We start from the raw sequence: 17066 nt of genomic DNA, 5'->3' as shown, positions 1-17066 counted from the left end.
CCGGTGGTGTTCTTTTTGGCACCGCATGGGTTGCGGGTGATCGGCGGTGGTGTTCGGTGTAGAGCCGCATGGGTTGCGCGCGATCGGCACTAGTGTTCTTTTTGGCGCGGGCGCGCGCTTCACCCATCCTACGGGGTGGAGGGTTTGGGGCGGGCTTTTAGGGCGCGGGCGAAGAAGGCGCCTAGCAGCGGGAGCAGGATGGCGGAGCCGCCGAAGAGGGCTGCGGCGCCTATCTCGTCTACTACCGCGCCCGCCAGCGCCACGCCGGCCGCCTGACCCATGAACAGGCAGGAGGCGAACCACGCCACGGCAGTGCCGCGCGCTGACGGCACCATCTGCGTGGCGTTGGTTTGCAGGGTGGCGTGCAGCAGGTAATAGCCAAAGCCGGCCAGCACGCTGGCAAGCAGGCTCCACATCCACACCGGCCCCAGTAAGTACGACAGGAAGGCCACGCCCAGCACCAGGCCGCCCGCCACCGCCAGGCCGCGTTCACCCAGGCGCTTGAGGATGCGGCCGGCCACCACCGTGTAGATCAGCCCGCCCACCGCGTAGACCGCCACCAAGGCGCCCGCGGCAGTCAGCGAAATATCGAAGCGTTCGTGCAGATAGGACGGGGCAAACGCCAGCGCACCAAAGACCAGCAGGCCTTCGACGAACACCGTCGCCAACACGATACGCGCCCAGGGGGTGCCCAGCACCAGCCGCGCCTGCCCCACAAAGCCCTGGCGGACGGCGTTGGGGTCCACCTGCGCAAAGCCCGCCGCGCGTTGGCGGCGCACTTCCAGGTGCAGCAGCACGCCAACGATCAGGTAGCCGGCCACCAGCGAGGCAAAGGCCCAGCGCCAGCCCACCGTATCGGCGAACAAGCCACCGGCCAATTGGCCGGCCGACATGCCGAGGATGGTGCCGGTTAGAAAGCGCGCCAGCGTTGCCTGCCGGCGCTCATAGGGCACGTTGTCGCCGATCCATGCCATGGACAGCGGGACGATGCCCGCCCCTGCCGCGCCCGACACGGCGCGGCACAAGACCAACATATCCAGGGAATCCGCCATGACGGCGCCGGCGCTGCCCACGGCGCAGGCCACCGTCGCCACGCTGACGACGCGGTACTTGCCGTAGCGGTCACCCACCGGGCCGAAGAACATCTGCAACACGCCATAGGCCACGGCAAACGCCGTCACCACGCGCGCGGCCTGCCCGGTAGAGGTGCCGAATTCCGCCGCCAGTTGCGGCAGCATGGGGTCACAAATACGGAAGGCGCTGGCGCTGACAAAAGCAGCCAGGGCAAGCAGCGCGATGGCGCGTGCTTCAGAAGACATGGCGGGCATGGGAAACCGGCGGCAAGGCAAAAGTCGAAGCCCGCACCTTACCGCAGCCAGCCCAACCTGGCGCGGCGGACGCACGCAGTGTCCGCCCCGCGCAACGGTCAGTAAGGCAGGCGGTAGCCCTGCGGCATGCGACGCGCGGTCACCAATTGACCGCCGCTCTTGAGCTCGCGCAGCGTCAGCTTGGCGCGCTCAACCTTTTCGACGCGGTAGCGGCTCAGGTAGATGGGGTCCTTGGTATCCACGGGCTCGCCGGCGGATTTGGTCGTCTGCATCGTGTAGACGTTGTCGGCCACGGTCCAGCAGCCGGTCTCACGCAAGGCCGGACGCGCCTTGCGCCCGATCTTGAGCAACGACTCATAGGCCATGGTGCCATCGGCGGACAAGACGATCAGCGATTGCAGTTCCCCGCTGACGTCGCGCGGCCGCGTGTTCGACAGCCATGTCCCGATCATGGGGTCACCCGTTTTGGCGGGCTCGCAGGCCACCGGTTTGGGCGGTGCCTCGGGCTGGCCGTCGGTGATGGCGGCGGGCTTTCTGGCCACGCAACCGGCCAGGACAAGAACGGCACAGGCGATGCTGGCCGAACGCAAATACACACTGCTCATGACTTCCTCAACACGTCTGTCGACGCGGCGTACCGATCAGACCGGCACGGGCTTCGCGCAGCAAACATGACGCACTCTAATGAGCCGCTAGGGAAGAATCAACGACGATCCGCGCCGTGTGCAATTGCGCAACAGTGCACGCCGGAATGCGCCGGTTTTAGGTGTGGAACGCGCACGAATGCGTTGGTTTCAAGCGACACCGCACCAGCGCTCTCTATATATATAGAGAGCGCCGTAAATCAATTACAGCGGCAGCCGCTGTTCATGCTTGATCTCGCGCAGCGCCACGATGGTGCGTGTCTGGCGGATGCCGGGCATGTTGAACAGGAAGCGGTGCAGGAAACGGTCGTACGCTTCCGGGCTTTCCACCAGGATCTTCAGCAGGAAGTCGGAATCGCCGGTCACCGCATAACACTCCAGGATCTCGGGCGCGTCGCGCACCGAACGCTCGAAGTGCTCGACCGTGTTCGAGGAATGCCGCTCCAGGCTGATCTGCGCGAACATGCAGCCCAGCCCCACCTTGCTGCGGTCCACCTGGGCGCTATAGCCCTGGATGACCCCGCTGGCTTCCATCGCCTTTACCCGCCGCCACACCGGTGCGGCCGATAGCCCCACCTTGTCGGACAACTGCTGCGCCGAAGCCCGGCCGTCCTCCTGCAAGGCCTTGAGGATGCCGATATCGGTCTTGTCCATCGCTTTGTCTCCTGGTTTTTGTCGAACACGAAATGTTCATTGCGTATTATAGGGATAGCACGATCCAAAAACGCAATAAATCGGATGCTCCGCGAACCTATCATGGTGCCAAATACCAGGAGCATTCATTATGGACGGCACTCCCGCCCCCGATCCCCAGTTGGACCTTGACTACCAGCTTGCCGACAACCTCACCCGAGAGTCCGGCCGCATCTTCCTGACGGGGACGCAAGCGCTCGTGCGGATCATGCTCACGCAGGCGCGGGTTGACCGCGAACGTGGGCTGAACACCGCCGGCTTTGTGTCGGGCTATCGGGGATCGCCGCTGGGTGGCGTGGACATGGCGATGTGGAAGGCGAAGAAGGCGCTGGACGCCAGCCAGATCTCGTTCTTGCCCGGCATCAATGAAGACATGGCGGCCACCGCCGTCATGGGGACGCAGCAGGCCGGCGTGCGCGCCGACCGCAACGTCGATGGCGTGTTCGCCATGTGGTACGGCAAAGGCCCGGGCGTGGACCGCGCGGGCGATGCGCTGCACCACGGCAACGCGGCCGGCGCATCGCGCAACGGCGGCGTGCTGGTGGTGGTGGGCGATGACCACACCGCCGTATCGTCGTCCATTCCGCACGCCAGCGAAGCGTCGTTGATCGGTTGGCAGATGCCTATCGTGCATCCGACGTCGATCGATGAGTACGAAACCTTCGCGCTGTGGGGCTGGGCGCTGTCGCGCTATGCCGGCACCTGGGTCGCGTTCAAGGCGGTATCCGAGACCATCGAAAGCGGCCACTCGTTCACGCCGGCCGCCGTGCAGCACTACGACATGCCGGCCAATCCCGACATGCCGCCCGAAGCGCTGGAATATTCCGCGCGCGACTTCCTGTCGCTGGCCGTCGAAACGCGCATGAACCTGCGCATGAAGGCGGTTGCCGCGTTCGCGCGCCGCCATAGCATCGACCGCCTGACCTGTCCCGCGCCCAAGGCGACCGTGGGCATCGTCACGGTCGGCAAGGCGCATCTGGACACCATGGAAGCGCTGGCGCGCCTGGGTGTGGACACCGTCACCGCCAACGCACCGGTGCGTATCTACAAGCCGGGTCTGACCTGGCCGATGGATGGCGAACGGCTGCTGGAATTTGCGCGCGGGTTGTCGCACATTCTGGTGGTTGAAGAAAAAGGCGCCGTGGTCGAAAGCCAGATCAAGGATCTGCTGTTCAATTTGCCCGAGCGCCCGTCGGTCATCGGCAAGAAGGGCTTTGGTGGCGAAACGCTGGTGCCCTCGGCCGGACAACTGCGCCCATCGCTGCTGGCCCAGCCGCTGGCCGCCTGGCTGACCCGCACCGCCGGCCTGCCGCTGGGTGCGGACCTGGCGGCGTTCGAATGCCAATCGGCGTTGTCCAATGATGCCGACGGCATGCGCCGCCGTCCCTATTTCTGTTCGGGCTGTCCGCACAGCACGTCGACCAAGGTGCCCGAGGGCAGCCAGGCGCTGTCAGGCGTGGGCTGCCACTACATGGCCGCCTGGATGGACCGCGACACGGGCGGCCTGACGCAGATGGGCGGCGAAGGCGTCGATTGGATCGGCCTGTCGCGCTACACCAAGATGCCGCACATCTTCCAGAACATGGGGGAAGGCACCTATTACCACTCGGGCTATCTGGCGATCCGCCAGGCAGTGGCCGCGCGCGCCAACATCACCTACAAGATCCTGTTCAACGACGCGGTCGCGATGACGGGCGGGCAGCCGGTGGACGGGCCGATCTCGGTGCCGCAGATCTGCCAGCAACTACGCGGCGAAAACGTGGCGCGCATCGTCGTCACCAGCGACGAGCCCGAAAAATACCAGGGCGTGGACCTGGGCCCCAACATCAAGGTGCACCATCGCCGTGAGCTGGACGCGGTGCAGCGCGAGCTACGCGAGATTCCCGGCGTGACCGTGCTGATCCATGATCAAACCTGCGCCGCAGAGAAGCGCCGCCGCCGCAAGAAGAACCAGTTTCCCGACCCGGCACGCCGCATGCTGATCAACAGCGCGGTGTGCGAAGGCTGCGGCGATTGCGGCGTGCAATCGAACTGCCTGTCGGTGGTGCCGTTGGAAACGCCGTATGGCCGCAAGCGCGCCATCGACCAATCCAGCTGCAACAAGGACTACTCCTGCGCGGAAGGGTTCTGCCCCAGCTTTGTGTCGGTCATGGGTGGCAAGCCACGCAAGAGCGCGGCGCCCAAGACTGATCAGGAACGCCTGCAACGTCTTATCGAACAGTTGCCGCAGCCCGCCACGCCGTCGCTGGACCGACCCTATCGGCTGCTGGTCGCGGGCATGGGCGGCACGGGCGTCATCACCATCGGCGCCATCGTGTCGATGGCCGCGCACCTGGAAGGCCTGTCGGCCGCGGTGCTGGACCTGACCGGCCTGGCGCAGAAAGGCGGCACGGTGGTCAGCCACATCCGCTTGGCCCCGGCGGGCGCGCCGGCAGGCCCCGTCCGCCTGGACTGGCAGCAGGCCGATGCCGCCATCCTGTGCGACCCGGTAGCCTCGGTGGCGCCGGACTCGCTGGGCGCGCTGCGCCGTGGGCATACCCAGGTCACGGTCAACACCTACGTTGCGCCGGTATCCGAATTCACCCGCAACCCCGACGCCGCCATGCGCCCCGAAGCGCTGCTGGCCAAGATCCGCCACGCTGCGGGCGATGCCAACACGGCCGCCATTGATGCGCACGAAGCCGCGCTGGCCTTGTTCGGCGACAGCATCCTGTCCAACATGTTCATGTTGGGCTATGCGTGGCAACGCGGCGGCGTGCCGCTGTCGCAAGCGGCCATCAACCGCGCCATCGAGCTGAACGGCGTGGCCATCGCGGCCAATCGCGCCGCCTTTGACAGCGGCCGCTTGGCCGCACACCAGCCCGATGCGCTGGAAAGCGCCTTGCGTCCGCGCGCCCAGGTCGTGCAACTACATGTGCCGGAAACGTTCGACCGCGCCGTGGCCCGCCGCATCGCGGACCTGACGGCCTACCAGGACGCCCGTTATGCGCGCGTCTACCAGGACGTCGTCGAAGCCGTCGCGGCGCGCGAGCGTGAATTGGCGCCCGACACCAAGACGCCGCGCCTGGCGATGGCGGTGGCGCGCGGCCTGTTCAAGCTAATGGCCTACAAGGACGAATACGAAGTGGCGCGCCTTTACACCGGCGACGCGTTCCAGGCGCAATTGAAGGGCCAGTTCGAAGGCGACTACAGCCTGCGCTTTCATATGGCCCCGCCGATCTTCGCCCGCAAGGACCCGCGCACCGGCGTGCCGCGCAAGATGACGCTGGGTCCGCGCACCATGACGGCACTGAAATTGCTGACGCGCATGAAGGGCCTGCGCGGCACCTGGTTCGATCCCTTCGGCCACACCGCCGAGCGCAAGATGGAACGGGCGCTTGTTGCCGAGTATCGCCAGACCATAGACCAACTTCTTGTAGGGTTGAACCGGGACAACATCGCGCAAGCAGCTACAATCGCCGGCCTTGCAGAAACCATCCGCGGCTACGGCCACGTGAAGGCAGCAAGCGTCGAGAAGTACCGGACGCAATTGGGTCGATTGATGCAGAGCTATACAGCACCGGCCCCGCGCGACATGCCTCTGCGGAAAACCGCATAAACAGTCGCTTTGAGCCGTGCACTACTGGGCGCGCCTTACTGGGCGCGCCCAGTGCATTTAGTAACAATCTTTTGTGAGCTTCGTCATACCTTTTTCTTGTTCCCGTAGTTCTCGATCACTAGAATTAGTGTCCAACGAGGGGTGCTACACTACATGTTGTGGTCGCCTAAGCGCTGATTCTCGTCGGCCACGCCTTTTGGACTAAGCCGTCCAAGCCGTTCCGACCCCCTCAAAAGATCCACATTCATACCCGGCATGACCGCCGTCATGTCGCTATCTACGCGTTTTCGCACAGGAGCTTCCATGCAGACTACGATCGCCTCTGTGACCCGGCCTTCGGCCGTGCCGCCCTCACAAACCGATTCCCCTGCCGACGCCAATGGCGGGCAATGGGCCAGCTACAACATCATTCGCCGCAATGGCTCGGTGGTTGGGTTTGAACCCAGCAAGATCGCCATCGCCATGACCAAGGCCTTCCTGGCCGTGAACGGTGGCCAGGGCGCAGCGTCCGCCCGGGTGCGTGAACTGGTCGAGAACCTGACCAGCCAGGCCGTGAACGCCCTGGTGCGCAACCGCCCCAACGGCGGCACCTTCCATATTGAAGACATCCAGGACCAGGTTGAACTGGCGCTGATGCGCTCGGGCCAACATGATGTTGCCCGCGCCTACGTCCTGTACCGCGAGAAGCGCACGCAAGAGCGCGCCGCCGCCGCTGCCGCCGAAGGCCAGGAAAAGGCCGCCGCCGCGCCCGTGGAACACGTGCTGAACGTGACCGACGCCGGCGTGCGCCGTCCGCTGGACCTGGCTGAACTGCGCGCGACCATCGTCGCCGCCGGCGAAGGCCTGGCCGAATTCATCGACAGCGAATCCATCCTGAAGGAAACGGTCAAGAACCTGTACGACGGCATCCCCGTCGACGAAGTGTTCAAGTCCGCCATCCTGTCGGCGCGCGCGCTGGTTGAAAAAGACCCGGCCTACAGCCAGGTCACCGCCCGCCTGCTGCTGCACACGATCCGCAAGGAAGTGCTGGGCGAAGAAGTCTCGCAAGACGGCATGATCGCGCGCTACGCCGAGTACTTCCCCACCTTCATCGCCCGCGGTATCGAAGGCGGCCTGCTGTCGCCCGAACTGGCCAACTATGACCTGACCCGCCTGGGCAAGGCCTTGAACGCCAAGCGCGACCTGCAATTCGGCTACCTGGGCCTGCAAACCCTGTACGACCGCTACTTCCTGCACATCCGCGGCACCCGCATCGAACTGCCGCAGGTGTTCTTCATGCGCGTGGCCATGGGCCTGGCGCTGCGTGAAGCCGACCGCGAAGCGCGCGCCATCGAGTTCTACGAGATCCTGTCTTCGTTCGACTTCATGAGCTCGACGCCGACGCTGTTCAACTCGGGCACGCTGCACTCGCAGTTGTCGTCGTGCTATCTGACCACCGTGTCGGATGACCTGGAAGGCATCTACGACGCCATCAAGGAAAACGCGCTGCTGGCCAAGTACGCCGGCGGCCTGGGCAACGACTGGACTCCGGTGCGCGCGCTGCGCAGCCACATCAAGGGCACCAACGGCGAAAGCCAGGGCGTGGTTCCGTTCCTGAAGGTCGTCAACGACACCGCCGTCGCGGTGAACCAGGGCGGCAAGCGCAAGGGCGCGGTGTGCACGTACTTGGAATCGTGGCACCTGGACATCGAAGAATTCCTGGAACTGCGCAAGAACACCGGCGACGAACGCCGCCGCACGCACGACATGAACACGGCGAACTGGATTCCCGACCTGTTCATGAAGCGCGTCATGGAAGGTGGTGAATGGACGCTGTTCTCGCCGTCCGACTGCCCCGACCTGCACGACAAGTACGGCCGCGCGTTTGAAGAAGCGTATATCGGCCACGAAAAGCGCGTCGCCAGCGGCGAGCTCAAGCTCTACAAGAAGATGCCGGCGCTGACGCTGTGGCGCAAGATGCTGTCGATGCTGTTCGAAACCGGCCACCCGTGGATCACGTTCAAGGATCCGTGCAACATCCGTTCGCCGCAGCAGCACGTGGGCGTCGTCCACAGCTCGAACCTGTGCACCGAGATCACGCTGAACACCAACGAATCCGAAATCGCGGTGTGCAACCTGGGTTCGGTGAACCTGGTCGCACACATGAAGCCGGCTGCCGGTGGTGGTTTCGAACTGGATCACGACAAGATCAAGCGCACCGTCAGCATCGCGATGCGCATGCTCGACAACGTCATCGACATCAACTACTACGCCGTCGAGAAGGCCCGCAATTCCAACGCGCGCCATCGTCCGGTGGGCATGGGCATCATGGGCTTCCAGGATTGCCTGCAGATGATGCGCGTGCCGTATGCATCGCAAGCCGCCGTTGAATTCGCTGATCGTTCGATGGAAGCCGTTTGCTATCACGCCTACTTCGCGTCGAGCCTGCTCGCCGAAGAACGTGGTCGCTATCAATCGTATGAAGGTTCGTTGTGGTCGCGTGGCATCTTGCCGCAAGACACGTTGAAGATGCTGCGTGATGAACGCGGTGGTCATGTTGAAGTTGATGAATCGAGCACGCTCGATTGGGATACGTTGCGCGCGCGCATCAAACAACATGGCATGCGCAACTCCAATTGCGTGGCAATTGCCCCAACCGCGACTATTTCCAATATCATTGGTGTATCTGCGTGCATCGAACCTACTTTCCAGAACTTGTACGTCAAATCGAATCTCTCCGGCGAGTTCACGGTCGTTAACGATTACCTCGTGCGTGACCTGAAGAAACTCGGTCTCTGGGACGAAGTCATGGTCGCCGACCTCAAGTACTTCGACGGCAGCCTGTCCCGCATCGATCGCGTACCTTCCGAACTCCGCGAACTCTACGCCACCGCGTTCGAAGTCGAACCGAGCTGGCTGGTTGAATGCGCGTCGCGCCGTCAGAAGTGGATCGATCAAGCCCAGTCGCTGAACATCTACATGTCGGGCGCATCGGGCAAGAAGCTGGATGACACCTACAAGCTGGCATGGCTGCGTGGCCTGAAGACCACGTACTACCTGCGTACCCTGGGCGCCACCAGCGCCGAGAAGTCCACCGGTCGCGGCGGCGAATTGAACGCCGTCACTGCTGGTGGCCAATCCACGGCCGCGGCCGTGGGCGCCGCACCTGTTTTGCCGGAACCCGAAGTTCTCGGGGCGGTTTGCACCATGCGGCCGGGCGACCCCGGCTTCGAAGAGTGCGAAGCCTGCCAATAACCGCCTCCGGAGAATTGAAATGATTAATTGGGAAGACGACACCACCGCCACGCAACCTGCTTCCCCCGCCCCCGCGGGCGGCCAGCAGGCTGCGCCCGAAGTCCGGGCGGCGACGGGTGTGTTCGGCGACACCGCCATGCCTACGCCTGCCGCGCCTGAACACGCGGCGGGTCTGGCCGCCAGCGGTGCAGCCACCGCGCAGCGCGTGAAGGTTGCCGACAAGCGCATCATCAACGGCGAAACCGACGTCAATCAACTTGTGCCGTTCAAGTACAAGTGGGCGTGGGAAAAGTATTTGGCCACGTGCGCCAACCACTGGATGCCGCAAGAGATCAACATGTCGCGCGACATCGCGCTTTGGAAGAACCCGAACGGGCTCACCGAAGACGAACGCCGCATCGTCAAGCGCAACCTGGGTTTCTTCGTCACGGCCGACTCGCTGGCCGCGAACAACATCGTGTTGGGCACCTACCGCCACATCACGGCTCCCGAATGCCGCCAGTTCCTGCTGCGCCAGGCATTCGAGGAAGCGATCCACACGCACGCTTATCAATACATCGTCGAAAGCCTGGACCTGGACGAAGCCGAGATCTTCAACGCTTATAACGAAGTTCCGTCCATCCGCGCCAAAGACGAGTTCCTGATCCCGTTCATCGACGCGATCGCGGACCCCCACTTCAAGACGGGCACGCCCGAAGCCGACCAGACGCTGCTGAAGTCGCTGATCGTTTTCGCTTGCTTGATGGAAGGCCTGTTCTTCTACGTGGGCTTCACGCAGATCCTGGCGCTGGGCCGCCAGAACAAGATGACCGGCGCGGCCGAACAGTACATGTACATCCTTCGCGATGAATCCATGCACTGCAACTTCGGCATCGACCTGATCAACACCGTCAAACTGGAAAATCCGCATCTGTGGACGCCGGCTTTCCGCGAAGAAATTCGAGAACTCTTCCGCAAAGCGGTCGAACTCGAATACGCTTACGCCGAAGACACGATGCCGCGCGGCGTGTTGGGCTTGAACGCACCTATGTTCAAATCCTACCTGCGCTTCATCGCCAACCGTCGTTGCCAGCAAATCGGTATCGAACCGCTGTACCCGCAGGAAGAGAATCCCTTCCCTTGGATGGCGGAAATGATCGATCTTAAAAAGGAACGCAACTTTTTTGAAACTCGCGTGATCGAATACCAAACCGGTGGCACGCTGAGCTGGGAGTAAAGCAGTACGTCATCAGGCCCGGCGCGGGCACGCTCTGCCAACACAGAGCGTCGCGTTCGCGACAGGCTTGATGACGCGCTTCCTGGTCAGGGTGTTTTCGAACACGTAGAACAAGCGGTCGGCGGCCTGTGATCAGGCTGCGACCGGCGCCATTTGAAATGGCTCGCGCCAAAGGAGCGGGGGCCATATCAAATGGCTGTGCCGAATTCATTAGCGCAAACCGTAGTAGCTGTTGCTCGCACAGAACAGCGGCATGCGCCGATGAATAGCCCGGGCACGATTCGCTTTGTTGGCGAGTCGGGGCACGGGTTTAAGTTCTGGGACCCCTGAACCTAAGGAGCATGACCATGGCAACAGCCAAGAAAGCCGTAAAGAAAGCCGCGGCGAAGAAGCCCGCCGCCAAGAAGGCAGTCGCTAAGAAGGCCGCACCGGCCAAGAAAGCCGCTGTCAAGAAGGTAGCAGTCAAGAAAGTCGCCGCCGCCAAAAAGCCGGCAGTGAAGAAGGTTGCCGCCAAGAAGCCGGCGGCCAAGAAGGTCGTCGCCAAGAAAGCGGTAGCCAAGAAGGCCGTCGCCAAGAAGGCAGTCGCCAAGAAAGCGGTAGCCAAGAAGGTTGTCGCCAAGAAGGCCGTTGCCAAGAAAGCGGTAGCCAAGAAGGTTGTCGCCAAGAAGGCCGTTGCCAAGAAGGCCGTTGCCAAGAAAGCGGTAGCCAAGAAGGCCGTCGCAAAGAAGGCAGTTGCCAAGAAGGCCGTCGCCAAGAAAGCGGTAGCCAAGAAGGCCGTCGCCAAAAAGGCCGTTGCCAAGAAGGCCGTTGCCAAGAAGGCGCCCGCCGCCAAGAAAGCAGTTGCCAAGAAAGCGGTAGCCAAGAAGGCCCCCGCTGCCAAGAAGGCGCCTGCTGCCAAGAAGGCTCCCGCTGCAAAGAAGGCTCCTGCCGCCGCCAAGCCGGCTGCTGCCGCCAAGCCCGCCGCTGCCAAGAAGCCTGCCGCGAAGAAAGCCGCTCCCAAGAAGCCCGCAACGCCGCCGTCCACGGCTGCTGCCCCGGGTGCAAAGACCGCGCTGAATCCCGCCGCTTCGTGGCCGTTTCCCACGGGTGGCCGTCCCTAATCAGGACGGTTCGAAGCTGTAGCTTCACTAGAGCCGCCTGGCCTTGGCTAGGCGGCTTTTTTGCGTCATCTCCATCCGCCAAACGCCGCAGCAAACTTTCCACGCAGCGTGCGACAATTGATTCCTCATTTTTTCGGTGATCGCCTCCATGCTCGGTGAAATCTTCCGCTTCCTTCTCGAAATCGTGTTCACGCTGTTCGGCGCGGCATTGATTGCCCGCGCCTGGATGCACGCGATCCGCCTCCACGCCTTCAACCCGATTGCGCGCACCATCTACCAGGCGACGAACTGGCTGGTGATGCCGCTGCGCAAGATCATTCCCGCCGGCAACAAGATCGACTGGACGAGCCTGGTCGCCGCCTGGCTGGCCGCGCTGCTGTATATCGTGCTGATCTGGCTGCTGGCGCTGGGCGCGCTGATTCCCGCCGCGCTGCTGCCGGCCGCCATGGGCTCGGCCTTGATCATGACCATCAAGTGGGCGCTGAACCTGGTGGTGTGGTTGACGCTGATCCAGGCCGTGCTGTCCTGGGTCAATCCGACGGCGCCGATGATGCCGCTGCTGCAGGCGCTGACCGCGCCCATGCTGGATCCCATCCGCCGCATCCTGCCGCGCACCAGCATCGACTTTTCGCCCTTGGTGCTGCTGATCGTGGCGCAGGTGCTGCTGATGGTGCTGGCCAATCTGAGCCAGCGCATGATGGGGCTGTAGACCAAAGACACGGGGCATCGCGCCCCGTTCTTGATTCCGCTATGCCGGAATCCCGGCGTAGATCTCGACCAGCTTCTTGCGGTCGATCTTGTGGTTGTTCGACATCGGCAATGCCGGGCACGCCACCAATTCCGACGGCACCATATAGGGCGGCAGGCGCTGAGCCAGCCGCGCTTTGCAATCGGCCAAGGCATCGGGCGCCAGCAAACGCGCATCCGGCTCCCGCGCCACGCCCGCCACAAAACCAATCAGGCGCACCGCCGTGCCATCGGGACGACGCAGCACCGCGCAAGCGCCGCCTTCCACCCCCGGCAGGCCGTGCAGCGCCTCGTCGATTTCCGCCAGTTCGATGCGATAGCCGTTCAGCTTGATCTGGTCATCCATGCGGCCTCGGCAAAACAGCAAGCCGCCCTCTTCCATCTGGCCCAGGTCGCCCGTGCGGAAAGCGCGGCGGCCATCTTCGTGGGTGTAGAGCTTGGCGTCGTTCAGATCAGGCCGGTTCAGGTAGCCGCGCATGACGTGGTCGCCCACGATGCAGATCTCGCCCTCGTCCACGATCAACAGGCTATCCGGCTTGGCGTGGCCCACCGGCAGCGGGTCGTGGGCCGCCAGCACGGCGTCAGTGACTTCGATCCAGGTGGTTGCCACGGTGGTTTCCGTGGGGCCATACGTGTTCAGGATGACGGCATCGGGGAACCGCTGGCGCAGCTTTTTGGCCAAGGCCGCCGGCAGCGGCTCGCCGCAGAACAGGAAAGTGCGCAGCGCGGGCAAGGTGGCCGGGGAAAAATCCCGGTTGGCCAACTGCTGGTGGGCGAATGATGGGGTCGACACCCACACCGTGACGCCATGTTGTGCCAGGCGCGGCATCCACGTGCCGGCCGCCGCGATCTGCTCGCGAGCATTCAACACGCAGGCGCCGCCCGAGGCCAGGGTGCCGAAGACCTCGTACATGGACAGGTCGAAGCTGAACGGCGCCTGGTTCATGAACACCGGTGCATCGCCCAAGCCAAAGCTGCCCAACATCCAGTCGCCCAGCAGGCCCGTGCTTTCGCGGCCGATCTGCACTCCCTTGGGGTCGCCCGTGCTGCCCGAGGTGAACATGACGTAAGCCAGGCCGCGCTCGGCAAGCAACGCGCCTTCGCCTTGGGTGAACGTGCCGGCGGCGGCATCGTAGACGGCCGCGGCGCGCACGATCTCGACAATGCGGCGCAACCGCTCCACCGGGTAGATGGTGTCGACCGGCACGAACGGCGCGCCGATCAGCAGCGCGCCCACCATGGCGACGAAGAACGACGCTTCTTTGTGGCCGTAGATGGCCACCGGCACATCCGGGCCCGCGCCATGCTTGCGCGCGTTCTCCGCCCAGGCGTGCGCCTCGTCACGCAACTGCGCCCAGCTCAAAGAGCGATCGGCGGCGGCGACGGCCAAGGCGTCGGGCGACATTCCGGTATCAACGAACTGGAACGTTTTCAGGTCAAAACGCATGCCGATACTCCCGGCGTCAGATGGGGCTGCGGCCGCTGAACACGTACAGCGCCAGCGCGGCCAGAATCAAGGTAAGCACGCGGCCCATGAACCGCATCACCGGATGCGCCAACGTGGACTGCAAGGCGGGCCGGGTGCGCGCCGCGTTGACCAGCAGGTTGTGCCCCACCGAATACGCGCCGAACATCAGCCCGCTCACGATGTAATGCAACGACAAGCCGTTCCACACGCCCATGGCCAGCAGCGTGGCGAAGATGCCGATGTTCTGCGCCGCCATGCGATGGCGTCCGAAGAACCTGGTCTTGCTCAACGCCTTGTAGATCGGCATGAACACCACATCGCGCAACCACTCCGACAGGCTGATGTGCCAGCGGCGCCAGAAGTCCTGCGGGTTCAGCGTGGCCAAGGGGTTGCGGAAGTTGATCGGCAAGGTGAAACCGAACAGCATGCCGATGCCGATCGCCATCGTCGAATAGCCGGCGAAGTCGAAGAACAGATACGCGCTGTACAGCGAGGCGTTCAACACCACTCCCGTGAACGAATAGTCGTGCGCGTCCAGCGTGGCCAGGCCATAGCGCCAGATCAGCTCGGCCAGGCCGAACTTCTGGATCACGCCCAGCATGATCAGTTCCAGCCCGGTCAGCCAGGTGTTCAGGTTCACACCTTCATAGCCGCGCTTGAGATCCGCCTGGAAATTGCGCCAGCGGTACATGGGGCCGGCCAACAGCGTCAGCGGGAAGAACAGGTAGATGAAGTAGTCCAGCGGCGACACGCGCTCGTTGCGTTGCGCGAACAGCAGCACGTCGATGGCGCGGAAGGTGGCGAACGACAGGCCCAGCATCGCCCCCAGGTGCGACACGCCGGTCTTCACCAGCAGCAGCGGCGTCATGGTGATGATGACGGCCAGCCAGGTGGGAATGTAGTTGCGGCGCACGGCCCACAAGGCGCTACCCGAAATAGCCAGCAGCGCGATGGGCTGATAGGGCCGCGCCCAGAACACCGCCATCCAGACACCCAGGCAGATCACCCCGATGATGTGGCGGTAGCCAATGCGAAACGGCATGCCGAATGAGCGGTATGCCAACAGGCCCAGGCCGCCGCACAAGGCGCCGCCAAAAAAGCTCAAGCTTGCGAACAATTCCATGGCGCGGCTCAGAACTGCTGGTATTGAAATTCGACCTTGATCGGTCCGCCGCTGCCCGTGGTGGGCTGGGCCTGCAGTACAAACACGAGGATGACCCCGACGTACAGGCACAAATGCCAAAAAAAGCGGCGTCCGGCGCCGTCTTTACGAAAGAATTTCATCGGGAAAAGTACTCCGCAATGCCTTGGTCCGCCATGGCCCAGCCCAGCTCGGCCAGGTGCATGTCGTCGCGTAGCATGCCCGGTTCGAACGGGATGCTGTAAAGGTCCAGGCAACCCATCTGATAGCGCGTGCACATGCCCGTGATGGCGGCCACCACCGGATCAAAGCGCTCGACATCCAGGATGAGCTTGGGGTTGAACGGCTGAATGACGAAGTAGGCCTTCACCTTGCGTTTTTGCAGCAAGGCCATGACGCGCGACAGATCGCCCAGCTCGGCGCGGGTGATGGGGTCGACGTCGGCGAACTCGTTGCGGGCCGGCGAGTACAGCGGCGCCAGGTACTGCTTGTAGTAATCGTCGCGCACGTCGTAAGGGTTATGGCCGCCCAGCCTGTGCTCCACCTCGCGCGCCTGATGCGTCAGCTGCCCCCACTGCCCTGCGTTCAAGCGCGCGGCGGATGGCCAGGACACGAAGCGGTGCGCGGGCACGGACAGCTTGGTGCGCGGGCGGTCGGGCGCGGGTTCCTGGCGGGCATGCCACCACAGCGCCAGCTTGTCTTTCAGCTCGGCCGCCTGGCCGTTGGCAATCAGCCAGAGCAGCCCCCAATTCGCGTTGTCGGTGATCCAGGTCTGCATCTGCTCGCGCGTGCTGGGCTGGTCCCAAAGGCGGTCCCAGACCGGGCCGGTCACGTGCTCGGCGAACGCGCTGCGCGGCAACTGGCCGCCCGAGGCGAACCACGCGGGCGACACCATGATCACCAGCCGCGTGTTCGGCGTCAGGGAATCGGCCACGGATTCCAGCACGCTGACGATCCCATAAGACTGGAACATGGCGTGGCCATAGGCCAGCGTCGGCATTTTCAGCTCTTCGGGAAAGAAGCGGTAGGGAACGAAACGCAGGTCGTGGCTGGACAGCTCGGACGAGCCCAGCACGACCAGCGTGCCGTCGCTCAGGGCGTTGCCCAGACGATTCAGGTTGACGTGCTGGGTGCCCCAGTCCGGTCCCAGATTAGGCAGGTAGTTGTTCTTGCCGGCCGTGGCCGACAAGGGCGCGGCGGCGGGCGTCACGATGCGGCTGAGCACATCGTCCGCCCCCCAATACGCGCCAACCGCCAGTGCAACCGCCGTCGCGGCAGCCGCGACGTGGGACAGCAAGCGCGTGTTACGCAGAATGGGCAGCAACATAGCCGGCAAGCGTACGGACCGACTGCAGGATTTCCGCGATTTCAGGAGCCGGGATGCTGCAGCCGTACTCCGATTCAACCGCCAGCGTGATGTCCACGGCGGCCAAGGAATCCACGAGGCCTGTGGCGATCAATTGCGTGTCGGGGGTGACTTTCTTCATGACGATCGACTCGACGATATCGCCGATCTTGGTGTGGAGTTCTTGCTCGGTATACATAAGGTGTGCGGGGCGCCTCGTCGGCGAAACACCCCCGCTCGCAGGGATTCAGGTGCTTGAGGATATAGAAAAAAGCTGAAGCTCAACTGACGGGATTCAGCCATTCAGAATGACGCCAAGATGCACTCGGTTACATCAAAAACCGAGTTTGGCCTCGTTCGCAGGCGCAATCATTGCACTTCGACCGTTGAATCGCCATCGAACTTTTGGGCTTGATGGCGAGAAATGGCCGGGAAAGGCGACAGCTGCGGGTAAATCCTGGGGGGTCACGTTGCGGCCGAGCGACATTCAGGCAAAAAAATGGCCCCTTGATAGGGGCCTGTGCGCGCCTTGGCGCGGCAATCGAAAAGCCC

13 protein-coding genes are annotated in these 17066 nt (G+C 63.5%); 5 read left to right on the top strand and 8 right to left on the bottom strand.

What is annotated here, in order from left to right; all coding sequences use genetic code 11:
- Nucleotides 1–128: 128 nt before the first annotated feature.
- The 3 genes from M2361_RS27820 to M2361_RS27810 all read right to left on the bottom strand — a co-directional run bounded on the left by M2361_RS27820 (nucleotide 129) and on the right by M2361_RS27810 (nucleotide 2626).
- Nucleotides 129–1328: an MFS transporter gene (locus M2361_RS27820; protein WP_259252981.1), complete on the bottom strand. Its 1200-nt coding sequence runs from the start codon at nucleotides 1326–1328 to the stop codon at nucleotides 129–131.
- Nucleotides 1329–1426: 98 nt separating this feature from the next.
- Nucleotides 1427–1933 (bottom strand): hypothetical protein, encoded by a 507-nt coding sequence (locus M2361_RS27815; RefSeq protein ID WP_259252980.1) that lies wholly within the window; start codon nucleotides 1931–1933, stop codon nucleotides 1427–1429.
- A gap of 243 nt (nucleotides 1934–2176) precedes the next feature.
- Nucleotides 2177–2626: an Lrp/AsnC family transcriptional regulator gene (locus M2361_RS27810; protein WP_046806515.1), complete on the bottom strand. Its 450-nt coding sequence runs from the start codon at nucleotides 2624–2626 to the stop codon at nucleotides 2177–2179.
- 130 nt (nucleotides 2627–2756) lie between these two features.
- On the opposite strand from M2361_RS27810, the gene M2361_RS27805 reads away from it, so the two are divergent.
- The 5 genes from M2361_RS27805 (at nucleotide 2757) to M2361_RS27785 (ending at nucleotide 12522) form a co-directional block, all read left to right on the top strand.
- Nucleotides 2757–6263: an indolepyruvate ferredoxin oxidoreductase family protein gene (locus M2361_RS27805; RefSeq protein ID WP_259252979.1), complete on the top strand. Its 3507-nt coding sequence runs from the start codon at nucleotides 2757–2759 to the stop codon at nucleotides 6261–6263.
- 303 nt (nucleotides 6264–6566) lie between these two features.
- Complete coding sequence (locus M2361_RS27800) at nucleotides 6567–9497, top strand: ribonucleoside-diphosphate reductase subunit alpha (RefSeq protein ID WP_100853212.1); 2931 nt, start codon at nucleotides 6567–6569, stop codon at nucleotides 9495–9497.
- A 19-nt stretch (nucleotides 9498–9516) separates the two neighbouring features.
- Nucleotides 9517–10713: a ribonucleotide-diphosphate reductase subunit beta gene (locus tag M2361_RS27795; RefSeq protein WP_050447107.1), complete on the top strand. Its 1197-nt coding sequence runs from the start codon at nucleotides 9517–9519 to the stop codon at nucleotides 10711–10713.
- A gap of 347 nt (nucleotides 10714–11060) precedes the next feature.
- On the top strand, nucleotides 11061–11813 hold the full coding sequence (locus M2361_RS27790; RefSeq protein WP_100853213.1) for a histone H1-like DNA-binding protein: 753 nt from the start codon (nucleotides 11061–11063) through the stop codon (nucleotides 11811–11813).
- Nucleotides 11814–11961: 148 nt separating this feature from the next.
- Complete coding sequence (locus M2361_RS27785; protein ID WP_259252978.1) at nucleotides 11962–12522, top strand: YggT family protein; 561 nt, start codon at nucleotides 11962–11964, stop codon at nucleotides 12520–12522.
- A gap of 39 nt (nucleotides 12523–12561) precedes the next feature.
- Here M2361_RS27785 and M2361_RS27780 read toward each other — a convergent pair whose 3' ends face one another.
- From M2361_RS27780 to M2361_RS27760, 5 genes are read right to left on the bottom strand one after another with little or no spacing between them, the layout of a single operon-like run.
- A complete protein-coding gene (locus M2361_RS27780; protein WP_259252977.1) occupies nucleotides 12562–14007 on the bottom strand; it encodes a D-alanine--poly(phosphoribitol) ligase in 1446 nt (481 codons plus the stop codon).
- Between the two features lie 16 nt (nucleotides 14008–14023).
- Nucleotides 14024–15151: an MBOAT family O-acyltransferase gene (locus M2361_RS27775; RefSeq protein ID WP_259252976.1), complete on the bottom strand. Its 1128-nt coding sequence runs from the start codon at nucleotides 15149–15151 to the stop codon at nucleotides 14024–14026.
- Nucleotides 15152–15159: 8 nt separating this feature from the next.
- Nucleotides 15160–15312, bottom strand: a complete 153-nt coding sequence (locus tag M2361_RS27770; RefSeq protein WP_006217279.1) for a hypothetical protein — start codon at nucleotides 15310–15312, stop codon at nucleotides 15160–15162.
- Nucleotides 15309–16496: a D-alanyl-lipoteichoic acid biosynthesis protein DltD gene (locus M2361_RS27765; protein ID WP_259252975.1), complete on the bottom strand. Its 1188-nt coding sequence runs from the start codon at nucleotides 16494–16496 to the stop codon at nucleotides 15309–15311. Before M2361_RS27765 ends, M2361_RS27770 begins: the two co-directional genes overlap by 4 nt.
- Nucleotides 16474–16713, bottom strand: a complete 240-nt coding sequence (locus M2361_RS27760; protein WP_100853219.1) for an acyl carrier protein — start codon at nucleotides 16711–16713, stop codon at nucleotides 16474–16476. The genes M2361_RS27765 and M2361_RS27760 overlap by 23 nt, the downstream gene beginning before the upstream one ends.
- Nucleotides 16714–17066: the final 353 nt, after the last annotated feature.

Origin of the sequence: Achromobacter sp. JUb104, from assembly GCF_024806975.1 — a bacterium.
Taxonomy (GTDB): Bacteria; Pseudomonadota; Gammaproteobacteria; order Burkholderiales; family Burkholderiaceae_B; genus Achromobacter; species Achromobacter spanius.
Note: the sequence above shows the minus strand (reverse complement) of the source record. Positions and strands in the feature narration are given on the sequence as shown.

Excerpts from the sequence above, each read along its gene's own strand:
- M2361_RS27780 (WP_259252977.1), bottom strand. The coding sequence starts at position 14,007 with ATGCGTTTTGACCTGAAAACGTTCCAGTTCGTTGATACCGGAATGTCG.
- M2361_RS27800 (WP_100853212.1), top strand. The coding sequence starts at position 6,567 with ATGCAGACTACGATCGCCTCTGTGACCCGGCCTTCGGCCGTGCCGCCC.
- M2361_RS27785 (WP_259252978.1), top strand. The coding sequence starts at position 11,962 with ATGCTCGGTGAAATCTTCCGCTTCCTTCTCGAAATCGTGTTCACGCTG.
- M2361_RS27790 (WP_100853213.1), top strand. The coding sequence starts at position 11,061 with ATGGCAACAGCCAAGAAAGCCGTAAAGAAAGCCGCGGCGAAGAAGCCC.
- M2361_RS27820 (WP_259252981.1), bottom strand. The coding sequence starts at position 1,328 with ATGCCCGCCATGTCTTCTGAAGCACGCGCCATCGCGCTGCTTGCCCTG.
- M2361_RS27795 (WP_050447107.1), top strand. The coding sequence starts at position 9,517 with ATGATTAATTGGGAAGACGACACCACCGCCACGCAACCTGCTTCCCCC.
- M2361_RS27770 (WP_006217279.1), bottom strand. The coding sequence starts at position 15,312 with ATGAAATTCTTTCGTAAAGACGGCGCCGGACGCCGCTTTTTTTGGCAT.
- M2361_RS27760 (WP_100853219.1), bottom strand. The coding sequence starts at position 16,713 with ATGTATACCGAGCAAGAACTCCACACCAAGATCGGCGATATCGTCGAG.
- M2361_RS27775 (WP_259252976.1), bottom strand. The coding sequence starts at position 15,151 with ATGGAATTGTTCGCAAGCTTGAGCTTTTTTGGCGGCGCCTTGTGCGGC.
- M2361_RS27765 (WP_259252975.1), bottom strand. The coding sequence starts at position 16,496 with ATGTTGCTGCCCATTCTGCGTAACACGCGCTTGCTGTCCCACGTCGCG.
- M2361_RS27810 (WP_046806515.1), bottom strand. The coding sequence starts at position 2,626 with ATGGACAAGACCGATATCGGCATCCTCAAGGCCTTGCAGGAGGACGGC.
- M2361_RS27815 (WP_259252980.1), bottom strand. The coding sequence starts at position 1,933 with ATGAGCAGTGTGTATTTGCGTTCGGCCAGCATCGCCTGTGCCGTTCTT.
- M2361_RS27805 (WP_259252979.1), top strand. The coding sequence starts at position 2,757 with ATGGACGGCACTCCCGCCCCCGATCCCCAGTTGGACCTTGACTACCAG.